19 protein-coding genes are annotated in these 21,825 nt (G+C 60.7%); 10 read left to right on the forward strand and 9 right to left on the reverse strand.

Features of this window, described 5'->3' with window-relative positions; all coding sequences use genetic code 11:
* Position 1: 1 nt before the first annotated feature.
* The 4 genes from A8G00_RS08985 to A8G00_RS09000 form a co-directional block, all read right to left on the reverse strand.
* Positions 2 to 1,162 carry a hypothetical protein gene (locus A8G00_RS08985; protein WP_061939967.1) on the reverse strand — a complete coding sequence of 387 codons (1,161 nt, stop codon included), beginning with the start codon at positions 1,160 to 1,162 and terminating at the stop codon, positions 2 to 4.
* A 141-nt stretch (positions 1,163 to 1,303) separates the two neighbouring features.
* Complete coding sequence (locus A8G00_RS08990) at positions 1,304 to 1,510, reverse strand: hypothetical protein (protein WP_061939965.1); 207 nt, start codon at positions 1,508 to 1,510, stop codon at positions 1,304 to 1,306.
* Positions 1,511 to 1,575: 65 nt separating this feature from the next.
* Positions 1,576 to 2,994 (reverse strand): UvrD-helicase domain-containing protein, encoded by a 1,419-nt coding sequence (locus tag A8G00_RS08995; protein ID WP_061939963.1) that lies wholly within the window; start codon positions 2,992 to 2,994, stop codon positions 1,576 to 1,578.
* Entirely contained in the window at positions 2,984 to 4,690 is a 1,707-nt protein-coding gene (locus A8G00_RS09000; RefSeq protein WP_061939961.1) for an ATP-dependent endonuclease, read from the reverse strand. Before A8G00_RS09000 ends, A8G00_RS08995 begins: the two co-directional genes overlap by 11 nt.
* A gap of 95 nt (positions 4,691 to 4,785) precedes the next feature.
* Between A8G00_RS09000 and A8G00_RS25460 the strand changes: the two genes are divergently transcribed.
* Both A8G00_RS25460 and A8G00_RS09005 read left to right on the forward strand, forming a co-directional pair.
* The gene (locus tag A8G00_RS25460; protein ID WP_216365603.1) at positions 4,786 to 5,013 is read left to right on the forward strand and encodes a hypothetical protein; all 228 of its coding nucleotides are present in this window, start codon (positions 4,786 to 4,788) and stop codon (positions 5,011 to 5,013) included.
* A gap of 600 nt (positions 5,014 to 5,613) precedes the next feature.
* Positions 5,614 to 7,617 (forward strand): M13 family metallopeptidase, encoded by a 2,004-nt coding sequence (locus A8G00_RS09005; RefSeq protein ID WP_099187118.1) that lies wholly within the window; start codon positions 5,614 to 5,616, stop codon positions 7,615 to 7,617.
* Positions 7,618 to 7,679: 62 nt separating this feature from the next.
* On the opposite strand, the gene A8G00_RS09010 is transcribed toward A8G00_RS09005, so the two are convergent.
* Complete coding sequence (locus A8G00_RS09010) at positions 7,680 to 8,576, reverse strand: HEPN domain-containing protein (RefSeq protein ID WP_103000485.1); 897 nt, start codon at positions 8,574 to 8,576, stop codon at positions 7,680 to 7,682.
* 140 nt (positions 8,577 to 8,716) lie between these two features.
* Complete coding sequence (locus A8G00_RS24740) at positions 8,717 to 9,001, reverse strand: hypothetical protein (RefSeq protein ID WP_139111426.1); 285 nt, start codon at positions 8,999 to 9,001, stop codon at positions 8,717 to 8,719.
* Between the two features lie 113 nt (positions 9,002 to 9,114).
* Here A8G00_RS24740 and A8G00_RS09020 point away from each other — a divergent pair, with 113 nt between their 5' ends.
* The 4 genes from A8G00_RS09020 (at position 9,115) to A8G00_RS09035 (ending at position 16,594) form a co-directional block, all read left to right on the forward strand.
* Positions 9,115 to 9,798 carry an RNA polymerase sigma factor gene (locus A8G00_RS09020; protein ID WP_139111427.1) on the forward strand — a complete coding sequence of 228 codons (684 nt, stop codon included), beginning with the start codon at positions 9,115 to 9,117 and terminating at the stop codon, positions 9,796 to 9,798.
* A gap of 14 nt (positions 9,799 to 9,812) precedes the next feature.
* The gene (locus A8G00_RS09025; RefSeq protein ID WP_062017348.1) at positions 9,813 to 10,790 is read left to right on the forward strand and encodes a FecR domain-containing protein; all 978 of its coding nucleotides are present in this window, start codon (positions 9,813 to 9,815) and stop codon (positions 10,788 to 10,790) included.
* Between the two features lie 228 nt (positions 10,791 to 11,018).
* On the forward strand, positions 11,019 to 14,009 hold the full coding sequence (locus A8G00_RS09030; RefSeq protein WP_052757587.1) for a TonB-dependent receptor: 2,991 nt from the start codon (positions 11,019 to 11,021) through the stop codon (positions 14,007 to 14,009).
* Between the two features lie 56 nt (positions 14,010 to 14,065).
* On the forward strand, positions 14,066 to 16,594 hold the full coding sequence (locus A8G00_RS09035; protein WP_046766258.1) for a S9 family peptidase: 2,529 nt from the start codon (positions 14,066 to 14,068) through the stop codon (positions 16,592 to 16,594).
* On the opposite strand, the gene A8G00_RS09040 is transcribed toward A8G00_RS09035, so the two are convergent.
* The 3 genes from A8G00_RS09040 to A8G00_RS09050 form a co-directional block, all read right to left on the reverse strand.
* Positions 16,476 to 18,131 carry an asparagine synthase C-terminal domain-containing protein gene (locus A8G00_RS09040; protein ID WP_065846167.1) on the reverse strand — a complete coding sequence of 552 codons (1,656 nt, stop codon included), beginning with the start codon at positions 18,129 to 18,131 and terminating at the stop codon, positions 16,476 to 16,478. The two genes, A8G00_RS09035 and A8G00_RS09040, sit on opposite strands and share 119 nt — an antisense overlap.
* 100 nt (positions 18,132 to 18,231) lie before the next feature.
* Positions 18,232 to 18,864 carry a lasso peptide biosynthesis B2 protein gene (locus A8G00_RS09045; RefSeq protein WP_046766257.1) on the reverse strand — a complete coding sequence of 211 codons (633 nt, stop codon included), beginning with the start codon at positions 18,862 to 18,864 and terminating at the stop codon, positions 18,232 to 18,234.
* Positions 18,865 to 19,370: 506 nt separating this feature from the next.
* Positions 19,371 to 19,994, reverse strand: coding sequence for a GntR family transcriptional regulator (locus A8G00_RS09050; protein WP_061938806.1), 624 nt, complete (start codon positions 19,992 to 19,994; stop codon positions 19,371 to 19,373).
* Here A8G00_RS09050 and A8G00_RS25100 point away from each other — a divergent pair.
* The 4 genes from A8G00_RS25100 (at position 19,987) to A8G00_RS09065 (ending at position 21,709) form a co-directional block, all read left to right on the forward strand.
* Positions 19,987 to 20,196, forward strand: a complete 210-nt coding sequence (locus tag A8G00_RS25100; RefSeq protein WP_046766255.1) for a hypothetical protein — start codon at positions 19,987 to 19,989, stop codon at positions 20,194 to 20,196. The genes A8G00_RS09050 and A8G00_RS25100 overlap by 8 nt on opposite strands.
* A gap of 102 nt (positions 20,197 to 20,298) precedes the next feature.
* Positions 20,299 to 20,814 carry a helix-turn-helix transcriptional regulator gene (locus A8G00_RS09055; RefSeq protein WP_052757586.1) on the forward strand — a complete coding sequence of 172 codons (516 nt, stop codon included), beginning with the start codon at positions 20,299 to 20,301 and terminating at the stop codon, positions 20,812 to 20,814.
* A gap of 342 nt (positions 20,815 to 21,156) precedes the next feature.
* The gene (locus tag A8G00_RS09060) at positions 21,157 to 21,450 is read left to right on the forward strand and encodes a type II toxin-antitoxin system ParD family antitoxin (protein WP_076605794.1); all 294 of its coding nucleotides are present in this window, start codon (positions 21,157 to 21,159) and stop codon (positions 21,448 to 21,450) included.
* A complete protein-coding gene (locus A8G00_RS09065) occupies positions 21,404 to 21,709 on the forward strand; it encodes a type II toxin-antitoxin system RelE/ParE family toxin (protein WP_076605793.1) in 306 nt (101 codons plus the stop codon). The genes A8G00_RS09060 and A8G00_RS09065 overlap by 47 nt, the downstream gene beginning before the upstream one ends.
* The last annotated feature ends 116 nt before the right edge of the window (positions 21,710 to 21,825 follow it).

Here is a 21,825-nt window from a genome sequence, read left to right on the forward strand (position 1 = left end):
CTTATCCGTGGCGATCGCGGCGCAGGAACAAGGGCCGCATGGGCGGGCCCTGCGTTCCCTCGGTGTCGGCCCAGAGGATGGATATCGAATTGTTGGGAGTGTTGTGCTCGAGGACCAGGGGGAGCGCGCAGTTCGCATATCCGTACTTCATGTCGGTCTGCCCGGCCTCCCTGCAGTGTTTCTCGAGCCGCATGAAGAGCTCATCATCGTAGTAGGTATCGCACAGCCCGAGATAGGATGTGTCGCTTGAGTTGGCAGCGAGCATTGTGCCGGTCGCGGCATCTGCAGCGCCGATGCGCAGATCGCCCGGTAGCCTCAGACCCTCCGTTATGAACGCTGTCCCATAGCTGCGACTGGAAAGTTTGATCGCTGCCTCGGCGATCCGGCCTTCGAGCGCCTCTCTCGCCTGGGCGGTGGATATATAGTGATGGATATGCAGTGTATAGCCGTCTGCCAGCGGGAAGTCGTTCTTGAGTTGGGCTCGCGCGTTTGCGACGATCTTTTCGAACTTGGCGAGTTTTCCCTTCGCTTCCCCGCCTTCGGGAAAGCGTATGAAGGTGGTGCCCGAGGCGGTGAAGTCGTCGATCAGATAGACATCGTCGAAGCGGGCGTCCGCGGACTTAAGGTCGTCCTTCAGGTCTTTGCCAAGGCCCCGCCATTTTTCATCATCGACGTTCATCATCGGCACGACCTGTTCCTGGGACAAGCGCCCGGAGTTGGCGCGTCGCAGGACGTCGATACGGCTTCCGTCGCTCAGCCCGACAAAGAGACAGCGACGCAGTCGATCGGAGAATGCGTTCGCGCCCTCCTTCGTCGCCCAGACCTCGTAGGGCTTGATGCCCATTGTGTTGGCGACTGCCTTGCGCAGATAGGGCGTCACCACCTCGGGGATGAAGGTCTCGATCACGCGCTGCATCTCGGCGGTCGAGATATAGACTAGGCGCCGCCGAACCAGGGCGTAAGCTGTCTCGCGGTCCGCCGGGTCGAAGTGGCGCAGCCATGAAACTAGGCTCTCCAGAAACCGTACGCCTGCGCGGAAATCGGAATAGCCGTCATACTTCATCGAGGACATCAGGCGCAACCAGGCATATTCCCTGGTCGCGCGCTCATTATCCCAAGCCATGACGGTAGCGATCAAATTGAGGGCAAGCGTATTGATCATTGGGAGGCGCCCGCGCTCGCTTCAAAATGAAGAACGGCCCGTCGCTGCGCGCTCGTGAACTGAAACTGGTTGATAATCATTGCCCCTCTAGCAAGAAACTGCCTCGCCGATCGCGCCCGATCAAGCGTTACCATCACGAGATCAATCAGATTCGCCAAGATCGCTCATTTTCTCCTCGATTTCTATCACGTAGCCGTCGCCTTGGTTGGCGCGGGATGACAGCACGACAGATTGAAACCGATCAATGTCGGCGTCGGAATCTCTCACGGGCCGAAAAGACGCTCTGCCGTCCCTGCGATCCACCCGGAAATTGGTGTTGTCCTCGATCAGATCGCCGATGTGGCTCAACCTCGTCCTCCAGTTTCACGCGCAGATTTAAGCGGGCGCAATGATATTCCTTCGGTCGGCAGGTCTCACCCGGGCGTCAGCCGCGCGGTCCGCGAGCAGACTATGAGCCTTTTCGCGCCGCGCGTCATCGCGACATAGAGGTGTCGTCGATCCATTTCGCCGGGATCGAGGATGACTGCGGTGTCCGCCTCCAGCCCTTTGAGCAGCAGAGTGCTGCCGACGGTGCGTTTTGCGAGCGGCCTGCCGATCAAGCGCGATCGCTCACGTTCCTGAATGGCTGCAGCGGCGGGCGAGAGGCCGGGGTTGTCGCCGCAATTCTTGAGCAGGCGCAGGGCGCCGCGCAGGATCGCGGGGCGGTGGGTGCGGACCCCCTGTTCCCGCCCAATTTCAACGAGCAGGTCTGCCGCCGTTCGATAGCACGGCGTTTCAGCTAATCTAATGGCTGCCGATTCGACAGCTGAAGCTGGCTGCCGCTCGCGTCCCGCGCGCAGGGTGACGACCCGGTTCAGCAGGTTGGTACCGCCGGTATTGGTCATGACCGATCCCGCAAATGATATAAGATGCTGCAGCAAACCCGCGGATGTAAAGTCGAGGCCATCCCCAAATGTAATGAGATCGCGCATGTCGACATTCTCTACCGTGACAGCACCGTGGATCTGACTGGCAAATTGTCTTTGGCCGGCAGGGTTTCGGGAATCAGCGATAATAAGAACCTTCTCTCCATCTGCTGCGGCTACGGCACCCGCCCTTAGGCGGCGCTGGTGGTCCTCGCTCCCATCGAGGTGAACCCAGGACACATTGGCGGGCGCCGCAGAGAGATCGACTCCGTGCCCGGCGATCAGGGCATGGCGTACATCGAGGAGGTAGCGTCCGAAGGTTGCCTCGCCTGCATACATCCAGCGCCAGGGGGCGGTGAGCTCAGCTGCGATGGGAAAATGCGCGCAGACCTGTTGTTCCCAGTTGGCGAGAGCATTGCCCTGAAAACCGAAGATCGCCTGCATGGGATCGCCCAGGACGCAGGTGCGCAGGCTTTGCGCTGCATAGTAGACGATCGCGTGCTGGACCTCGGAGCAATCCTGATACTCGTCGACGATCATGCGATCGTAGGTGGCTGCCAGCACGTCGTTGATATGCCCATCGCGCAGCAAGGTCCCCGCCGCCTGCCTGATTGCCGGATAATGTAATCTTGGGTTTGCAATCGTGAGAATGGCCGGGTCGTGTCCGCCCCGCTTGGGGAACAGCGTCAGGAGCCGCATGCACCAGCCATCGATGGTCGCCAGGCGATAGTGTGAGGGGACAACGCCAGCTTTGTCGAGGCGGGCCCGCAGAGCAGCGACCCCTGCATTCGTATGGGTGAGGACAAGAATGGGTTTAGCGCCGACATGCCGGGTCAGGGCCTGCGCGATAAGATGGGTCTTGCCGCAACCAGCGGGCGCGGTGACCGTGCCGCGATCGATTGCAAGGAGGTCGATGTCAGACACCATGGCACCAATCGAACAAGGCCGCGATGTTGCCGCGGAAGTCGGCGCTCATGTTCTGGAAGTCGGGACCGATGATGTCGCGGGCGGCATCCTCCATCCAGCTTACTGTCTTGAACCAAGCGTTCTTTTTCCCCTTTGCCGCAGTGGCTAGGGTCTGGCGGCTCCACGGCGTGACCGGTCCTCGGCAAACCGCGAGGGCAAGCGCGTTCTGCGATGCGGCGCGGATATGTTCATCGATCAATCCTTCGCCGTGGAGTTCGACCGCGCGCTCGAGGAGTTGATGGACGGCGGTATCGCTCACACCCAGGAAGATCGCCTGTTCGAGCGCTTGCCCAGCCGCCCATTTGAAGAGCCGCCCGTTCTGAAACGTAAACAGCGCTTCCTCGCCGACATCGGGCTGAACGTCGTCGTCGCGCAGTGTCGCGATACGGAAGCCAAGGTTAAGCAGGACGTTGGCGCGGCCATAGATCTTGTTGACGCCCCCGGCATCGACCAATGCTACGCCGCGGGCATTGAGCGAGGTAGCGCCCTGCGCTGCAAAGCACAGATCCAATCCGCGCATCAGCCCAACCTCGCTGGCGCCTTCGCAGACGAGCACCGAATGCGAGAGAAAAGCTTCCGGATGCACGCGGATTGTCCCCTGGATCTGGTCGCCGGCGCCGACCAGATCCAGCTTGTGGCCGGCTGCGAGCTTGCGCAAGACCCACAGCTGGTCGCCTCGCAGCTCGCGTAGCGCTACGGGAGAATGCGTCGTCAGGAAGGCTTGGATGGGCGGCGGGTTTTCCTTCGCGCCGATCGACCCCAGAAGGCGGATGATCCGGTGGGGCTCCAGGCCATGCTCGAGCTCGTCGATCAGGAGTACGCTCGACTCTTGGGCCGCCCTGCGCTGAAGCCCAGCTACCAGTAGGCGTGTTGATCCTACACCGAGCGCGCGCAGCGGTATGCCATCGTCACCGTGGAGGGCGACAGTACCGCCGCTAAAGGACACGGAATGGGCATCGAGCATCGCCTTCAACTTTTCGCCGGCGGGAATGCCGAGTTCTCGGGCGGTATCGGCGACGATCTTCAGCGTCTCGCCAAGCTGGGCATCGGCTAGATCGCCAAAGGCCTTGCGGGCGTCTCGCGCAGCACTAGCGAGGGCCGCTGACGTATCGGCCTTTTCGTCGGTGAGGCGGTTGAGTACCGAACCGCGCCGCCAGGCCAAGTTGCTTTCCGCGAGCGCGCCGATCCGGGTGGGCGACAAGCGCATGCGGTCGCCCCAGGTCAGATTCCGCGAGAGGCCTTGCGCGTGGGCGCGATCGGACACGAGCGTCCAGACGGGATCGAGATCACTGCCGACCGACAGCTTGATCGTCAGGACCGTTTCCTTCCCGGCTTCGGGTTCATCGTCGATGATCCCGTTTGCAGGATCGAAGCTACGAACATAGGCGCCGTATGTGTCGATGCTCTTCAGGGCATCGGATAGGTCGCCGATCGTGATGCTGATCGAAATTGGCGCTGTCACGTTGAGGGCGTGGAAATCGGCGTCGGTGAACGGCGCACTCCGACGCGCTCCGAGACACAGGTCGATCGCGTCTAGGACAGAGGATTTGCCTCCGTCGCCCGGGCCGATCAGGCAATTGATCCCGGCGCTGGGAAACCAATCCAGCTTCTGGATGCAGCGAAAATTTCTGATTCCGATGTGGCGAATCCGCGCCATTGCTCCCTCCTGCAATTGAGAAGGCATTAACCCTTGAAGTAAATGCTGGCCAGTGCGACCAGCCAAATACAATTCAGAAAAGACACGTTGCAACAGTGGCTTGCATTCTGAAACCCGTTGCGCTGGCTGCCGGCGGCTACACCTTCGGCAAGGAAAACGGTGCCGGGATGCGTCGAAGATCGCTGACCGTCAGGGCTTCCCTCCAGATTCATCACCACCCCGAAGCGGAGGCTCCCGATTGCACGCCAGGACAGCCGAAATTAAGCTCTGCGCTGATTACGCGCCCCTTCTCGCAAAATCGCGTGATAAAAATCACCCACTAGGATGCTATAACAAACTGAATTTTTGTAAAATCTTCGGGCGAGGGATCGAACCCTCCACCCAACCTTGACAAGGTTTCCGCCCAAAGTCTGCTTCGGGTGCCAGGATCTAGGGCGCTCATACCCGCTCGGGCGCGGATGCTGACGTTCGGCGTCGATCAGCTGGAACGGCAGATGTCGCTTCTCCGCGCTCCGAAGGAGACGTTCCGGATCGTCCAACAAAGCGGACATGATGACCGGCCTGAGCGCGGCAATGAGATGTCCGCTACCGGCGAGCGAAATTTGGCACTTGAGCGGCAAGGAAGGGTCGACCTTTGCACATCGCTCCGTGCAGAAATAAGCCGACGACAGAGCAAGGGCTGCGTGAAATTTCCTACAGACCGGCGATACCTCTAGGGTGAGGCCCCACTATTTTCGTTAGATGGGGTGGGGACAGTGACGTAGTAGCCCGTGGATCTCGGTCGAAGGTATGTCGGCTCCGACGGTGCGCTCACCGGGTTGGGAAATTGCGGCTTTTGCACGGTTCACGCTTGTGGCTCACCGACTCTCCCCTTGGATCTTTCGAGAGGGTTCGGGATGCGATCGTCAAACTTAGGTGCAGCAATGTTTCTGGCTGTATTCTCATTTCCAGCAGCACACGCAGATCAGGGCGCGCCCTCCGGATCGAATGCTTCGGCCTATGGTACTTACGGGCTTGATGAAGATGGCATGGACCATGAAGCGTCGCCGGGTGAGGATTTCTCCCGCTATGCGAATGGAAACTGGGATGCGCGCACGGCGATCCCGGAGGACAAGGCCAGCTTCGGCATGATCAACCTTCTGGAAGACCTCTCGCGCGAACGCACAAGGGCAATTCTGGACGCGGCCCGAAAAGACCCTTTGAACAAGATTGGGGCAGCGTATTCGAGCTATATGGGTCGTGCTGCCGTTGAGAAAGCGGGTCTAACGACAATCGCACCATGGCTCCGGGAAATCAGCGAATTGCGCGACAAAGCTGGCCTGGAAAACCTCGTTGCGAAGGCCAATCGCATTGGTGTTGCCGGTCCTTTTCGCCTCTACGTTGGGCAGGACGATAAAAAGCCAGACAGCTATATCATCAAGCTGAGTCAGGGCGGCTTGGGCCTGCCGGATCGCGATTATTATCTCGAGCAAAGCGACAAAATGGCCGCGATCCGGACGGCATATCGTGCGTATCTTACACAAATGCTGACTCTGATTGGGGAAACTGACGCCGGCAGCCGAGCTGACGCTCTGATGACGTTTGAGACGGCAATAGCGAAGCTGCATTGGTCACGGGTCGAAAGCCGCGACGTCGATAGGGTCTACAACAAGACCACACTCGCCAAATTGACGGTGGACGCGCCCGGGTTCGACTTCCCTGCCTATTTTGCCGCGAACGGCATCAAACCCGCCGAGATGATTGTCGCGCAGCCCAGCGCCATTGCGGGGGAGGCGGCGCTCATCGCGAAGACTCCGCTTCAGGTTCTGAAGGATGCTTTGCTCGTGCGAAGCATCCATACCTATGCCGATTTCCTGCCCGACCATATCGGGGACGAGGATTTCGCCTTCTACGGTACAATCCTAGCTGGTACGCCAATGCGGCCGGAACGTTGGAAGCGTGGCATCGATTTTCTCAAGGGCGCTTTGGGAGAGGAGGTTGGGAAGGCCTACGTCGCGCGATATTTCCCGCCTGAAACGAAGGAGGCGATGGACGCACTGGTCCAGAATGTGATCGCGGCCATGGGCCGCCGGATCGATAAGCTGACCTGGATGAGTGATACCGCGAAAATCAGGGCTCGCCGCAAGCTGGCCGCGTTTACGGCCAAGACCGGTTATCCAGACAGATGGCGCGATTATTCGGGTCTCATGATCAAGGCGGGCGATCTGTTCGGCAATGCAGTTCGCGCCAACCAGTTTGCCTTCGACTATCAGGTGGGAAAGCTTGGCAAGCCGATATATCGTTGGGAATGGGGCATGACGCCCATGGAGATCAATGCATATGCCAATTTCGGCAAGGTGGAGATCGTCTTTCCCGCTGCCATCCTGCTACCGCCCTTTTTCGATCCCAATGCCGACCCGGCGGTCAACTATGGCGCGATCGGCGCTGTGATCGGCCATGAGATCAGCCATCATTTTGACGATCAGGGTTCAAAATATGATGAGACCGGGAAGCTCAACCCATGGTGGAGTGAGGCCGACGTCGCCACCTTCAAGGCGCTCAGCGGACGCCTTGTCGATCAATTTGATCGTTATGAGCCTTTCCCCGGTGTGCATGTGAAGGGGGCCATGACTTTGGGTGAGAATATCGGCGATCTGGCAGGCTTGGCTGTTGCTCTCGATGCCTATCATACTTCACTGGGCGGTAAGCAAGCTCCGGTCATAAACGGAAAGACCGGCGACCAGCGCTTCTTTCTCGGATGGGCGCAGGTGTGGCGGATCAAATATCGGGAGGCCGCCCTGCGCCAACGGCTCGTCACGGATTCCCATTCGCCCGCTCAATACCGCATTTCCACGGTTCGAAACTTTGATGAATGGTATGCCGCGTTTAAGCCTGAACCCGGTGAGAAGCTCTATCTTCCGACCAAGGATCGGGTCAAAATCTGGTGATTGAATCTAAGGCCGGGGTGAAGCCCGGCCTTGTCATGGGAGGGTGTCAGCGGCGCTCTTAGTCACGATCCCAGTCGCTCTTGGCAAATGTCCTTTACCAATCCTTGGAGTATAGTAATCCGCTCACAAATCCATTCCAGTTCCTCGGCAGTGATTTTATAATGCTCTGAGTAACGTGCGTTGACATAAGCACCGCGCAGCAGTTCGAAACAACGCTGCGTGAATTTTGTATCCCGCGGCCACGCTTGAATCAACCTTGCATCCAACTGTTCGCACTGTGACCTGAGCAAATTAATCTTGTGTGATTTTGGTGCGTACAACGTACTAACGAGGAGAAAGCAGTCATAAAGTCGTTCAGTGGTCTGGTGCAGAACGAACGCGGCTTCGTTTTCATTTCCTTCCGAAAGTGCGTGTCGAGCCATGCTGAAAAATGCTGTTGCGCTCGGAAACCATTTGTCAAAATGCTTTTGTGCCTCTGCTCGTGCTTCGTCCGGCGGCAAAGTAACTGGCTGATCGAACGGATTGTCAGGTGCTTCATAGAGAGCAATACCATCACGGAGGATGTCTCGAAAGAAGGGGCGACCCTTCTTCAGTTGTTTATTCACGTCGGTCAGGCTGTGGGTAATGATGTGCGCCGGAACACTGAGCTTCTTTGAGATGGTGTGGGCCCGGAGTAGATGGTCCTCGGCCTTGCTCCAATATTCGATCGGATCCGCGAGTTCCTCATGGTTCACAACGACCAGCACGTCATAATCGGAGAAATAACCACCGACCGGGTCTTCTACCCAGTCGCCGCGCGCATGTGATCCATAGAGGATAACCTTGAGGATCCGACCGGCCTTGCGATGAGGGGCATTACGCCCGGCGATCGTGTCCTCAAACTCTTCGAACAATATGCGACGGATTTCGCCGAGCTCCCGCTGTTTACGTTCGGGCAGATGATCGAGAGACGTCTCCATTCCCCCAGATTCCCCCTTTGGCGTAGAAAAGCCAAGAAAAATATGTGCCTTGTATCAATCAGGCCGCTTGGTAATCATCGCATAAAAGCGGATCGCCGCATTCGAAGCCTCAGTGTGTCGGACAGTTCGCGCGTATCGAATCATTCGCGGATCGGGAGAGCTTTTCGCCGCAACTCGGCATTTAGCCGCGGAGTTTCCGCAGCTAAATGCCGAATCTCCGCAGCTAATTGGCGAAGAACCCGCAGATTGCTGCGCAGGAACAGCTCAGCCATTATTTTTTCTGCGCTTTGCGCGGCGCAGTTAGACAGTCGCGGCGGCTGCGCTATGGAGGAGATGTCGGGTGCCGTGAAACAGGACGCGTGTCCCATGGGCCGGGGGATCGGCGGGCTTTTGGCCTGGCCGGTCGGCAGCGGCGCGACGTCCAAATAACGGGTCCTTGTACAGGATTTCCAACACCCGACCCCTTTTTTCAAGCCCTTGCCAGCCGATTCTCGATACGGAATTCTCTTTGGTGCCGTCGGGAGGCCGATGGCGGGGCGTGGAAACCCCTGTACCGAAGATCGGCGAGTCAGACTTGGTGCTGGCATGGCCGATCCATGCGCGCGCCCTTTGCGCGATGCACCGGCATGGAGCTTTTCCTTTGCCGTCCTTATGGGGCGGCACGCCCTTCGTAATTGAAGGAAAGGCGCGGGTAATGACCGGCGAGCAAGGGAAAACGCCGTGGCTGCCAATGGGTAGCCGGCAGGACGGGATGGTCGACAGGCTGTACCGCAATCATGCGGGCTGGCTGCTCGGAAGGCTGCAACGCCGGTTCGCGGGCTCTGGTCTTGAAGCGGAGGATTTGGTGCAGGACACCTATATGCGGGTAGCGCGCTACAGCGAAGAGGAGGCGGAGCGTCGGCCCCGCGCGCTGCTGCTCCGGATCGGGCTCAACCTTGCCTTCGATCAAATGCGCCGCAACAAGACCCGTCCCGCACCGCTGGCGGCTAATGATCCCGATCCTTCCTGGGACATAGAAGACTGTGGAGAGCAGGAATATTTCCTCGGCCTCAAACAGGCCGTCCAATCTTTGCCACCGGATCTTCGGACGGTCTTTCTTTTGTCGCGGTTCACCCGCATGACGAATGCAGATATCGCGAAAAGGCTGGGAGTTTCGGTCAAGACCGTTGAGGGACGGGTGAGCAAGGCACTTATATTGTGTGCACAACGGCTGTCGGACTGAGGGTAGGGATGACGATGGGCAGCGAAGAAGATAAAAAAATCGAGGAAGACGCAGCCTATTGGGTTGCGCGCTTCAATTCCCGCGTTGCGGACACGGCCGAACTCCAGCAATTCTTTGCCTGGAAGAAAGATCCGCGCCATGCCGCCGCCTATGAGCGACTAAATGGGCATTGGGAGAGCGCACAGAAGCTCGGGAAAGACCCGCAAATTGCTGCTCTGGTCGATGACGCAATCGAGCGAACCGCGCCTCGGTCAGGCATCCGTCGACCAATGTTGTGGGTGGCAGGCACGGTTATTGCCGGAGCTATGACCCTTGGCACATTCCTCCTCCGGCCAGTGGCGATCCATTATGAAACGGGAATTGGGGAGCAACGCCTGGTTCGCCTGGAGGACGGCACGAGGCTCCATCTCGATAGCGCAAGCGCCGTCGACATAAATTTCTCGTCAGGGCATCGACGCGTCGCCCTGATCAGCGGCCGGGCGATGTTCGATGTTGCGCATGACAAGAGCCGTCCCTTTGATGTGGATGCGGGCGTGGCGACCGTGAGAGCGCTCGGCACCCGCTTCGAGATCGATCGCCAGCAATCGGATGCCAATATCCTTCTGATCGAGGGCAAGGTGCGGGTGGATGCCGCGCAATGCCCGTCCGACAAATGCACCGATCAGTTGTTGCCGGGCGACATGATGATGGCGCGGGAAGCGGGACTTGGCGAGAAAGAGCGGGGCAATGTCGAGGCGATCACCTCCTGGACCACCGGCCGGCTCCAGTTCGAGGGCCGATCGCTCGCCGCCGCAGTCGATGAAGTCAATCGTTATTCCAAGGCGCCTATCATCCTGGAGGCGCCGGATCTCGCGGATGAGCGCGTCAACGGCGGATTTGCCGTTGGCGACCGCGATGCCTTCATCCGGGCCGTGATCGCGCTCTACCCGTTACGCGCGGAGCCGCAAACCAATGGCACTATCCGTCTTGTCCCTGACCCTGTGCGATCCTGATTTAAAAATTTCACATATCGTCCAGGGTTACCCCCGTTCCTCTACGTTACAGAATTAGGCGACAGGGGAAGGCGGGAGACCCGCTCCTCGGTCCGCCGGACCAGCAGGGGAAGGGAAACCATGACAGCCAGGAACGTCCATCGTATGGATTCGCCGAAACGGGCAAGGTCTGCACAGCGTCGCGGCCTACTCCTGTGTGCGGCCTGGGCGTTGGCGAGCGTTCCCGCGATGGCACCGGCGGCCTATGCGCAGGAGGTGCATCCGCGTTTCGACATCGCGGCGGGTTCGCTCGATCAGGCGTTGCAGCGGTACATGGTGCTGACGGGCCGCCAGATTCTGTATCGTAGCCAGTTGGTAGAGGGCCGTCGCACCAGCTCGGTCGTGGGATCGATGGATGCCGACAAGGCGCTGCACAAGCTGATCGGCGGCTATCCGATCACCGTCAGCCATCAGGGCCGCAATGTCTATGTGCTCTCGCCGCGCGGGGCGCCATCGCCGCAAGGACAGGGTCAGTCCCAGCATCGACCGGTCCCCCAGCGTCTACCCCAGGCAATCGCGCCTCGGCCGAAGCCGGTTCGCGCGCCGGACATGGCAGCAGCTGGGATTGTCGTTACCGGCACAAATATCCGCTCGGCAGCGCCGCCCTCATCGCCGGTGATCAGCATGACGGCCACCGACATCGCCCGCTCCGGCGCGGGTACGGTTGCAGAGGCGCTGGCGCTGCTGCCGCAGAATTTCGGCGGCATGGCCAATGAGGATACCAGCCTTACCGGCTCGGACCGCGTCAGCATCAACCCCGGTCTTGGGGCGAGCATCAATCTGCGCGGTTTAGGCTCAGACGCAACTTTGACCCTGGTCAATGGCCGCCGGACCGCGGGCGCGGGCGGGAAGGGCGATTTCACCGATCTCTCCAGCATTCCTGCAGTTGCGGTCGAGCGGGTCGAGGTTTTGGCTGATGGCGCGTCGGCTCTTTACGGCTCGGACGCGATCGGCGGCGTGGTCAACATCCTGTTGCGCAAGGATTTCGAAGGGGCTGAGAGTCGGCTGCGCCTCGGCACGGTGACGCGAGGCGGCAGTGAGGACATCATCGCCGGACAGGTGGTGGGTGCCCGCTGGGCGACCGGTCATATCCTTGCGGCCTATGAATACCAGCATCGCGGTCGCCTCCCTGGATCGGCGCGCAAATATACGCGCTCAGCCGACCTGCGGCAGCTCGGCGGCCATGACTACCGCCAATATTTCTCGGCTCCCGGCACCGTTGTGGTGCTAGACCCCGTGAGCCGCACCTATGTCCCTGCCTATGCCATTCCCGACGGACAGGATGGCACGGATCTTGAGCCCAGCGACTTCCTACCCGGCGCCAGTCTTTCCAGTCCGCGCGCCCATGTCGACCTGCTCTCGAAGCAGGACAGGCACAGCCTGTTCGTGAGCGGGGAACAGGAACTGACCGCCGGCCTCACCTTTTATGCCGAAGGCCGCTATTCCGATCGCAAGTTCGATGCGAAATCGCAGCCGTCGCTCACCATCATGAGCGTGACCCGCGCCAATCCCTGGTTCGTTTCGCCCACCGGCGGTTCGTCAGTGGCGATCGCCTATGATTTTGGCAGGGATATCGGCCCGATCCTCACCAGTGGCCGGGTGCGCAGCCATTCGGTGACAGCGGGCGTCCGGGCGGAACTGGGCGGCGACTGGCAGGTCGACGCCTATATGTCGCACGCCCGTCAGGTTGATCGGCAGCTGAGCGATCATCTGCTCAACAGCAGCGCGCTCAATGAAGCGCTGGGCCTCACCGCCGATAATCCGCTAACCGCCTATAGCGCGGCGCGCGACGGCTATTTCAATCCTTTCGGTGATGGCAGCAGCAACAGCGCCGCCATCATCGATTTTATCGGCAGCGGCTTCATCCGCCAGCGCTACAGCAGCGAATTGCTGAATGGCAGCATGATCGCCGACGGCACGCTTTTCGACCTACCCGGCGGGCCGCTGAAGCTCGCCTTCGGGACGCAGGCGCGCGAGGAGCATTTCTCCCGCTCGGTCCAGACCTTCGCCTCGGGCGTCACGCCGCCCGCGCCGGTGACGCCGAAGGCGAACCGGACGATCGTTGCCGTATTTGGCGAACTGGCCGTGCCGATGGTCGGCCCGGGCAATGCGCGCCCCGGTGTTGAGCGCCTCGACCTGTCGGTCGCGGTCCGCCATGAGCGCTATTCCGATTTCGGTTCGACCACCAATCCCAAGATTGGGTTGGTGTGGGAGCCGGCGCAAGGATTGCAGCTACGGGGAAGCTGGGGAACGTCGTTCCGCGCGCCTGCGCTCCCAGAGATTTTCGACCCGTTCCGCGTCTCCTACACCCAGCTCCCGACCACGGGTGGTGGCAACCTGCCGGTCCTCACCCAACGCGGCGGCAATCGCAGTCTCGAACCAGAAAAGGCCAAATCGCTGACTGTCGGCTTCAGGGTCCAGCCCAAGGCTGTGCCGGGCTTTGGCTTGGAGGCCAGCTATTTCCAGACGCGCTTCTCCAACCGGATCGGACAGCCGGTCACCGAGAATATTCTCCAGGCGCTCACCAACCCCATCTATGCGCCCTATGTAACTCTGATCGATCCCGCGCATAACGCCGCCGATCTGGCTCGCGTGCGGGAACTGCTCGCGGTGCCAGGGTCGAGCGTGCCGACGACCTTCGCCCCGGAATCCTTCCGCGCGATCCTCGACGGGCGCTATGTCAACTCCGCCCGGGTGGATGTGCGCGGGGTCGATATCCAGATGCGTCAGAGCCTCACCCTGGGTTCGAACCGGCTGAACATCTCGGTCAACAGCATGATCCTCATTGATTATAAGGATCAGCTCACGCCTGCTTCACCCATGATCGAGCGAGTAGGGACGTTGGGCAATCCCGTAGACTTCCGCCTGCGCGGCACTCTCGATTGGGCGCGAGGCGACGTCGGGGCAACGCTTTCGCTCAACCATGTTGGTCCCTACACTGACAACATCAGTGCGCCCGCGCGTCCGATCTCGTCGTGGAACGGCGTCGACCTGCAATTGCGCTATGAACCGCGAACAGCGGAGGGTTGGCGCAAGGGGCTGAGCCTGGCTGTCACCGTGCAGAATCTCTTCGATAGCGATCCGCCCTTTGTCGACCGCAATTTGGGCTTTGCCTACGACCCGGCCAATGCCGATGTGCTGGGCCGCTTCGTATCGATGCAGGTGAAAAAACGATGGTAGCGCCGCGCGGCTAGGCCGCCGCTTCGCTCAGACCCCACCAATCAGGAATCCGTGACATGCGTTTCCCATGGCTGGCGGCGCTATGCCTGGCGATGGCCGGCATCGCCGACGCACGCCCCTATGGCGTGGACGATATGCTGCGCGTCGAAAGCTACGGCCAGGCGCTCATCGATCCCGACGGCCGATGGGTGGTGATCGATCGCTATCGCCGCTATGACAGCGCCGCGAGCTACCGCTATGACGGCTTTACCCGGCGGGGGCTGGGGGTCGTGATGCGTCTCGACCTTCAGCATGGCGGGCGTCTTGAACCGCTTTTTTCGCAGGATGATGGCGCGGGCTATTGGATCGCAAGCCTGTCGCCTTCGGCCAAGCGCCTAGCGGTTTTCAGGCTGAAGGACGAGATGCTCTCGCTCGGGATCGTCGATATGGCGACGCGGGAGGTGCGCTGGCTCCTGCAGCATCCCGTGACCTCACTGTTGCATCCGGCACCAGACTGGCTGGACGATCAGCGCCTGTTGTTGGTTGCAGCGGACAGTCCGGCGCTGCCGTGGCCGTTCGCGACGGGTAGCCGCTATCAGGCCGAGGTCATCCCTCTCTGGGCGCGCACGGCACGGGGGCAGGAGCCCGGTGTCTCAGTCGTTGGCGGCACAGGCGAGGCTGCGCCGCTTCCGCAGCGTCGACTTCTCATGATCGATGTCGAAACCGGACAGACCACCCAGCTTGGCGATGGACCGATTGCGGATGTCGCCATTTCTCCTGACGGCGCCTCGATCGCGCTGCTCCGCGAGGGACCGGAGCCGGTCATCCCTTTGAACGTCCCGGTTCGGTCGAGTGACCAGAACCGGCAATATCGACTGTCGGTCCTGCGCACTAAGGGCGGATTGGAACGGGAGGCCTGCATCGGCTGCGACATCCAGCCGGGTTTCCTCGAATGGGCACCGAGGAGCGACCGGCTGATGTTCTTTGCGCGAGCGCCCGGCCAAGATTGGGCGGCAGGCGAGCTACGTCTGTTTGACGCGCGGACTGGCCGCATTCGTGCAGCTTTCGACGACGTGACCCCCTTCCTGCCGCCCGACGACAGCGGCGTGCGTTTGGTGCGCGCGGGCTGGTGGGGCGAAGTTCCACTCGTCTTTGGCCAGCGGGGCGGGAGATCGAGCCGCTGGAGTGCTCCGCGTGCCGCAGCCTCCATCAACAAAGCTCTGGAGCGGCTGCCCTGTCAGCCACCATTGCTGCAGGCGGGGAGCGCCCGACTGCTCCTCGCCTGCCCTGATGGACTATGGACGATGGACCGCACTGGAAATTCCAGGAGGATCATAAAAGGTGGGCCGATCAGCATGCCGCGATCGACGAGCGAAAGCTTCGATATCGGCATTCGCGCCAACCATCGTTCGATTACTGCCATTAGCGACGATGCCCCCATTGTCATCCCGCAGGGTGCGCAGGCGCAGCTTCGTTGGCTAGGCTGGGCCAATCGAACGACTGATCACACAACCGATCCGATCACGCGCCTGCTTTTCGGCAGCAGGCGTGCAGGTATCGCGCTTTTGATCACGCGCGATGCCTGCGGTGTCGGCCGGCTCATGGCCTCGGGGCCGGCCGGCATTCGCGAGATCGATCGGACCAACGCCCATCTGGCAGATGTCGATCTGCCTGACATGCGGCCGCTGACCAACCCCGCTACGGGCCTTACGGATTGGCTGATCCGTCCAGCAGGAAATAGGAGCAAGCCATTACCGCTCATTGTCGTGCCCTATCCTGGGATGACCTTCACCATGGATCGTCGACCGGCCGTTGCGCCCGACATGGTCGCCGCGTCAGTCAATCCATTGCTGCTCACGAGCCTTGGCTACGCCGTGCTGATGCCCAGCCTTGTCGATGCGCGGGATGGCATGGACCGAGGTGCGACCCTTGGCACGCAGGTTGAGCAGGCGGTAGATCGGGCCATTGCGACCGGCTTAATCGATAGTGAGCGGGTGGCAGTCTACGGCCATAGCTTCGGTGGTTACACCAGCCTCAAGATCGCCACCCAAAGTCATCGCTTCCGCGCCTATATCGCGAGCGCGGCACCTTCTGACCTTGCGATTCAGCATGGCGCGCTGTCGCCGGCCGACCGGGTTGCACTTGAGGAGGGGTTTCCGCTGACGGTCGGCTTTGGTTGGGCGGAGGGCGGGCAGGGGAGCATGCAGACAGGGCCGCAGGCAGCGCCAGAACGCTATCGGTTGAGCAGTCCCTATTATCAGGCCGATGCGATCAGCGATCCGGTGCTGCTTATCCACGGTGATATCGATCCGGTACTCGCCATCAATTCCGAGCGGATGTTCACGCAGTTGCACCGTCGCGGCCGCGACGTGACCTTGCTGCGCTATTGGGGCGAAGCGCATAACCTTCGCAGCCCCGGCAATATCCGCGACATGTGGCAGCACATTGCCGCTTGGCTTGGCGATCGGCTGGCGGTCGGAGGAAGCCTCAAGCCCAGCGCTGCGCCCACAATTCCATCGCCACCAGCGTTGCGAGCAGCGAATGATCACCGCGCCAGAGCAGCGCTTCACCGTTCAGCATTGGCTCCAGCGCTGCGCGGTCGATAATATTTTGCCGCACCAGATGACCCTCGCGCAGAAGCGGCCCCAGGCGGTCGAGCTGAAGAGCGATGGCCCGGCTGTAGAAGCCGGTGGCCTCACCCTTTGTACGACGCTCGCGCACCGCTGGCGGCAGCCAGTCTGCCAAGACGTCGCGCGCGCCGCCCCGGTCGCGCTCGTCGGGAACCAGCTCCCATGTCGGCACGCGAAGGCAATGCTCGACCACCGGTTGCGACAGCATGGGATGGGCGAGCCGAAGGCCAGCGGACGTCAGCGTCGGTGCGTGGAATATCTGGCAGTTGGAGAGCATGGCGATCTGCAGCCGCTTGCCTGGCGGCAGTCGCTTCGCCTCCTCCATCCAGGGATGGAGCGGCAGACCTGCTTCCAACTGGGCACGCAGCAGCGCTCCGGCCAAAGCCGGCTGGAAATTGGCGGCCGCGCGCATGGGGAGTGGGCGCAGCGATCGCCAGAGCGACGACCAGATGGATCGGTTGGTCGATGCGGCGCTCTCAGCGAGCAGGCGCCAATAGGTCGGCCCAGGCCCTTTGGCGCGCAGCCGGTCAGCCGCGATGTGGGGACCGCGTGGCTGGAACAGCACCGCGTCGCCGCCCTGGCCGCTCAATATTGTCGTTGCGCCGACAAGGTCGGCGGAGCGCACCGATGTCTGGTCGGCAATATGGTCGAGACCATAGACGAGCGGCTGCTCTGGTCGCGATCGCTCCATATGCGCCATATAGTCGATCTCGCTGGGGTGGATACCGACCTCTACCAGGGGCACGTCCCAGTGATCGGCGACCGCGCTGGCAAAGCGGCTCTCTCCGCCTCCGGTCGCGCCCGGCACGAGATTGAGCGCGTGGATCGCCGGTCGGTCTTTGCGTCGGGCGAGGCCTCCCAGAATGAGGGAAGAATCAAGGCCACCCGACAGTTCGATCGAAACCGGGCTGGAGCCATTGCCCCAACCGGCAATGCAATTCGCCAGGACGCGCGGGAGATCGGCAAGGGGCGCCGGATCCTGGCGGGCGATCGCCGTCGGAGACCAGATGCCCTGCGTGGTGATGCCGTCCTTGCCGACATGATAGATAGTTCCCGGCAGGGGGATGGTGACATCCGTCAGCGCGCTCAGGCTTCCCACCCGTTCGGGCAAGGCCGTCAGTGTTGCGAGCGCGGACCAGTCGACCACGGGTCGCACGCCTACGCTGTCGAGCAATGCGTCGGGCAGGCCGCTCGTGATCAGCGTCAGACCATCGACCTTCCAGATATAGGCGCGCAGCGCCCCCGACGGATCGCGCATCAAGCTTGTCTGTTGGCGTTCCGGGTCGTGAATGAACGCGACGTAGCGGCCCCAGCACAGCCGGGTGATCGCGGACATAGCTTCGACGGGATCGGTGGAGGTCTCCAGCGCGGCGGGCAGCGAATCCTTCGGCAGCGTTCCCGGCAACAGGGAGCCGAGTACCTGGGTTCTGCCCTCGCGCGCAGCGTGCAAGGCCCATCCCGGATTCGGAGCGCCCGCCAGCAGCAAAAAGCCGGGGTCGTCTGCCTGCACCATGAGGTCGGGGAGGCGCGAGCGCAGCGCTCCGCCAATGGTTCGAGCGCGCTCCATGGTTGAGGCACCCGGTGGCGCCAGGAGTGCGCAAAACCGCAGGGGATCAGAAGCGGGCAATGGGGTCGTACCAGCGGACATGATCGGCCCAGTCATTGAGAACACGCCCCTGCCATTCGACCCAGCAATGGGCTTCGAAGGGATAGGTGCGAACGCCAAAAATCCATTCTGCCGCTACGCCGCGCTTGCGCAGCAGGCGGAGCAGGAGCCAGGACTGAACAAAACAGCGACCACTGCGCGGCAGCAGAATCCGCAACTGCCTGAAACGCTGAACGAGACGTATGACCCCTGCATCATCCAGCCTCACTTTCGCAGCGGTACGGATCGGGCGGCGCAGCAGCGCCTTGCGGCGAAGCCCATAGTGGACGAGGCCCAGGATCACAGCGGGAATGAGGGTCAGGCTGGCAAGGGCGTTGCCGCGCGGCGGCATGCCATCGACCGGCCATGTCGGATCGAGTATGGTCGGGACATGGTTGTCCACTGCGCGGAGCAGCCCTGCATCGATCACTTCACGGATGACGGGATTGCCGGGATCATGGTCATCACCGCGAAGGGCGAGAATGACATCCTCGCCATCAGCGCCCTGCAGACACAGATAGCTGTCGTCGGAAAGGTCGAGGAGGATGAGGTCTTTGCCGACATCGGCGGCACGAACATGGGGTGCAGTGGTGAGTGGCATGGAAAGCAGCCCAGGAAAATGGGGAGCGGCGTCAGATTTGGAGCCGCTCCCGTTGAAGGTCAGGGCCAGCAGAGGACAGGCATGAAGTCTTCGCTCTCGCCCATCTGCGTGATCGCACGGGTATCGCGCGAAACGCTGCCTAGGCGCCGAAGGCGCAGGGTCAGTGGCTTGGTCATTACAAACCTCCTTGGGGGTATGAAGGTCATCGTCCCGGCGGTGAGCCGCGAAGGTCACAGTGCGCCGAGCTATTTCATGAAAGGGAGGAGCGGCCTCCACAAAAGAAGGCCGCTCCCGGTGGGGTCAGGCGTAGGACAGGACGGGCAGAAATTCTTCCTGTTCGCCGGTCTGAACGATCGCCTTGGTGTCGCGGGAGACGCTGCCGAGGCGCCGCAAGCGAATGGTCTTCACTTTGGTCATCACGAACCTCCTTCATTGGATTTGCCGAACATCGGCATGTTCATGAGGCGCCCCGGCCCGAAGCTATTCAAATGATATTGAGACTATTTTCATTGTGTAGCCGATCGTGCGAGGGAATCGTGTCGCCGCGCGATTTCAAGGGCGGCTTTGCGACGGCGGCTGTAATAGGCGTTGGTAAAGCGCTGGAGGAGTCGCCGATCGCCCGCGGCAATAAGGGCGAGAAACTCAGCGGACTCAGCTGTCGGGTTGAACATTGTCGCTTCGGCGGGTTGCACGGGCGCCAGCCTTGCATCGAGATTGGCGGCGATCAGGCAGAGCAGTGAATTCGCGGTCTGGCCAGCGAGCGTCACCAATATGGTCCCGCTGTCGAACAGTGTTTCCTCAGCGCCATTGCCCGCGACGTTAGCGGACAGAACGACCGGTTCACTCAGCAGCGAAACCGCCGTGCTCTGCGCGACAGTGTAGAGCTCGCTCAACTCCACCGGGCCAAGCCGGGGTACGAAATAGCCAAGGCCGCGCCGCTCATCGAGCAGGCCTTCGCCCGCGAGGCGGGCCATGGCTTCACGAACCGGCGTTGGGCTGAATTTGCAGCTTTCTGCGCACCTGGCGACCGAGACATGTTGGCCTTCGGGCCAATAGCGCTCGCGTAGTGCCTGACGGATGGCTTTATAGGCTTGTAGATACGCCCTGTCTTCTGAGGTGCCCATGAACATTCTGCGTCCCTTCCAATTCGGAATCATGGAAGTTGCGGTCATGCAAGCCGCTGGCGAGGACAATTTGATCCATATGGGGTTAAATGGAGCACGTTTCGGATATTGGGGTCAAAGCCCGCAGTTGTCTGCCGATTTCCCGCAGCTATTTGCGCATATCACGCCAAAAAATGGCGCGGATTCGGCATTTAGCCGATCCATTTAAAATCAACGGTTTATTTGTGCCTGATTTTCTGGTTTTCTTGTGCAACTGGCGTTGCTCCCTGTCAGCGCCGGGCCAGCCGGAATGCATGGGAAAGATGTGGAGATGAGGGAAAAATCGACCGAAGAGACGCTCGACGTGGAGCTGATCGCGAAGGCCATGCGCATGATCCGCACGGAGCGCCGTCTGAAGCCATCCGAGGTCGCGAAGGTCATGGGTCTCCCTGTGCGGTCCTACGAGCATCTGGAATCTGGCAAGGGGCGGATAAGCTATGAGCGGGTCTGCCGATTTGCCGAGGCAACGAATAGCGATGCCGATGCACTGTGGTCGGTTCTCCAGATCGGGTCGCCGGAGTTTGCTCTGCTCTGCGCTGACAATAAAGGGATGAGTATCGTCATTTCTTTCATGCGCGAACTCCATGAAAAACTCGGCGAGGATATGATATTCCTGGAACCCGGCGCCATGATTGGCGGCATGTCTAGGCTCGTCAATGAATGGGTCGCGCACGTCCGCCAGCGCGACACTTATGCCGAGAAATGGTTGGAGCTGCAGAAAGGCAAATCGCGTAAGTCCGCCGCTTTGCCGGCTGGGTTGAGAAAGGGGCGGCTTGCCGAAACCTGAGCGAGCCATCATGTTCGGTGCATCTTTTCGTCGGAATAACATTTCAAACCAAAAGGGCTTTTTTGTGAAAGTTTAGGTCTCCGCATTGGGCTAACAGCGATAGCTGCCTGCACTTTGGCGCAGTGGATCGCGACGGTTCGGGATCCGCATAGATAGAGCCAACGTGATCCCGACCACCGTCCTCAGAGTCGACGGCCGTCGACCCGAATGCCAGTTCGAACCGCGCCTTTCGAATCTGTCTGCCCTCCAATCACTTGTAGTGGTGCGGCAGGCCGCTATGTCAAAAATTGCGCATCTTATGTTATCATGCTATGCCGCTGAGGGACATGAATGGAGGGTCGGGTGAACGTTTCTGTTGGCGAACGCTGGGAAGGCTTTGTGGAAACCGTGGTTAAATCCGGCCGTTACGGTTCGGCAAGTGAGGTTGTGCGCGAAGGCCTTCGCCTGGTCGAGGAACGGGAGGTCAAGCTAATATCGCTGCGAGACACGCTGAACGCTTCGATCGCCGCGCGTGGCGAACATGACGCTGACGATGTGCGGAGTCATCTGACGCGTGTGTCGGAAGAATTGAACCGCAGCAAAAAACTGAGTGCGTCGCCTCGTCTATCTGACGTCAGCCAGAAACGATCTGGCTGACGTCCTGCGTCGTATCGCGGCTGAAAGCGGGGATCTGGCGGTCGCTCAAGCCTTTGTCGAAAAACTCGTGGCCCGATGCGACAATCTTGCCGATCTGCCCGGTACGCTTGGAACCCATCGCCCTGAATTGCGGTCCGACATCCGGTCTCTTCCGCATCAGGGGTATGTCATTTTCTTTCGTTACGGCGAGGAGCGTGTGGAAATCGTGAATGTTCTCAATGGTCGCCTGGACATCGAGCGTTACTTCGAAGGCCACTAAAGATGAGAATTATGCTGGGCGTAAACGCCGGAGATTTTTGCGGCTGTCCGACATCGATTGACTGCTGATGAAAGAACAGCCCCGACAATGCGGGGCTGCCTTCAAAATTGCAGGTC

The organism is Sphingobium sp. SA916, assembly GCF_002894065.1.
GTDB classification, from domain to species: domain Bacteria; phylum Pseudomonadota; class Alphaproteobacteria; order Sphingomonadales; family Sphingomonadaceae; genus Sphingobium; species Sphingobium fuliginis.

What these genes read in the sequence shown, in the direction of transcription:
- A8G00_RS08985 (WP_061939967.1), bottom strand. Translation starts at nt 1,162, where the DNA reads ATGATCAATACGCTTGCCCTCAATTTGATCGCTACCGTCATGGCTTGG.
- A8G00_RS08995 (WP_061939963.1), bottom strand. Translation starts at nt 2,994, where the DNA reads ATGGTGTCTGACATCGACCTCCTTGCAATCGATCGCGGCACGGTCACC.
- A8G00_RS09000 (WP_061939961.1), bottom strand. Translation starts at nt 4,690, where the DNA reads ATGGCGCGGATTCGCCACATCGGAATCAGAAATTTTCGCTGCATCCAG.
- A8G00_RS09005 (WP_099187118.1), top strand. Translation starts at nt 5,614, where the DNA reads ATGTTTCTGGCTGTATTCTCATTTCCAGCAGCACACGCAGATCAGGGC.
- A8G00_RS09010 (WP_103000485.1), bottom strand. Translation starts at nt 8,576, where the DNA reads ATGGAGACGTCTCTCGATCATCTGCCCGAACGTAAACAGCGGGAGCTC.
- A8G00_RS09025 (WP_062017348.1), top strand. Translation starts at nt 9,813, where the DNA reads ATGGGCAGCGAAGAAGATAAAAAAATCGAGGAAGACGCAGCCTATTGG.
- A8G00_RS09030 (WP_052757587.1), top strand. Translation starts at nt 11,019, where the DNA reads ATGGCACCGGCGGCCTATGCGCAGGAGGTGCATCCGCGTTTCGACATC.
- A8G00_RS09035 (WP_046766258.1), top strand. Translation starts at nt 14,066, where the DNA reads ATGCGTTTCCCATGGCTGGCGGCGCTATGCCTGGCGATGGCCGGCATC.
- A8G00_RS09040 (WP_065846167.1), bottom strand. Translation starts at nt 18,131, where the DNA reads ATGGTGCAGGCAGACGACCCCGGCTTTTTGCTGCTGGCGGGCGCTCCG.
- A8G00_RS09045 (WP_046766257.1), bottom strand. Translation starts at nt 18,864, where the DNA reads ATGCCACTCACCACTGCACCCCATGTTCGTGCCGCCGATGTCGGCAAA.
- A8G00_RS25100 (WP_046766255.1), top strand. Translation starts at nt 19,987, where the DNA reads ATGAACATTCTGCGTCCCTTCCAATTCGGAATCATGGAAGTTGCGGTC.
- A8G00_RS09050 (WP_061938806.1), bottom strand. Translation starts at nt 19,994, where the DNA reads ATGTTCATGGGCACCTCAGAAGACAGGGCGTATCTACAAGCCTATAAA.
- A8G00_RS09055 (WP_052757586.1), top strand. Translation starts at nt 20,299, where the DNA reads ATGAGGGAAAAATCGACCGAAGAGACGCTCGACGTGGAGCTGATCGCG.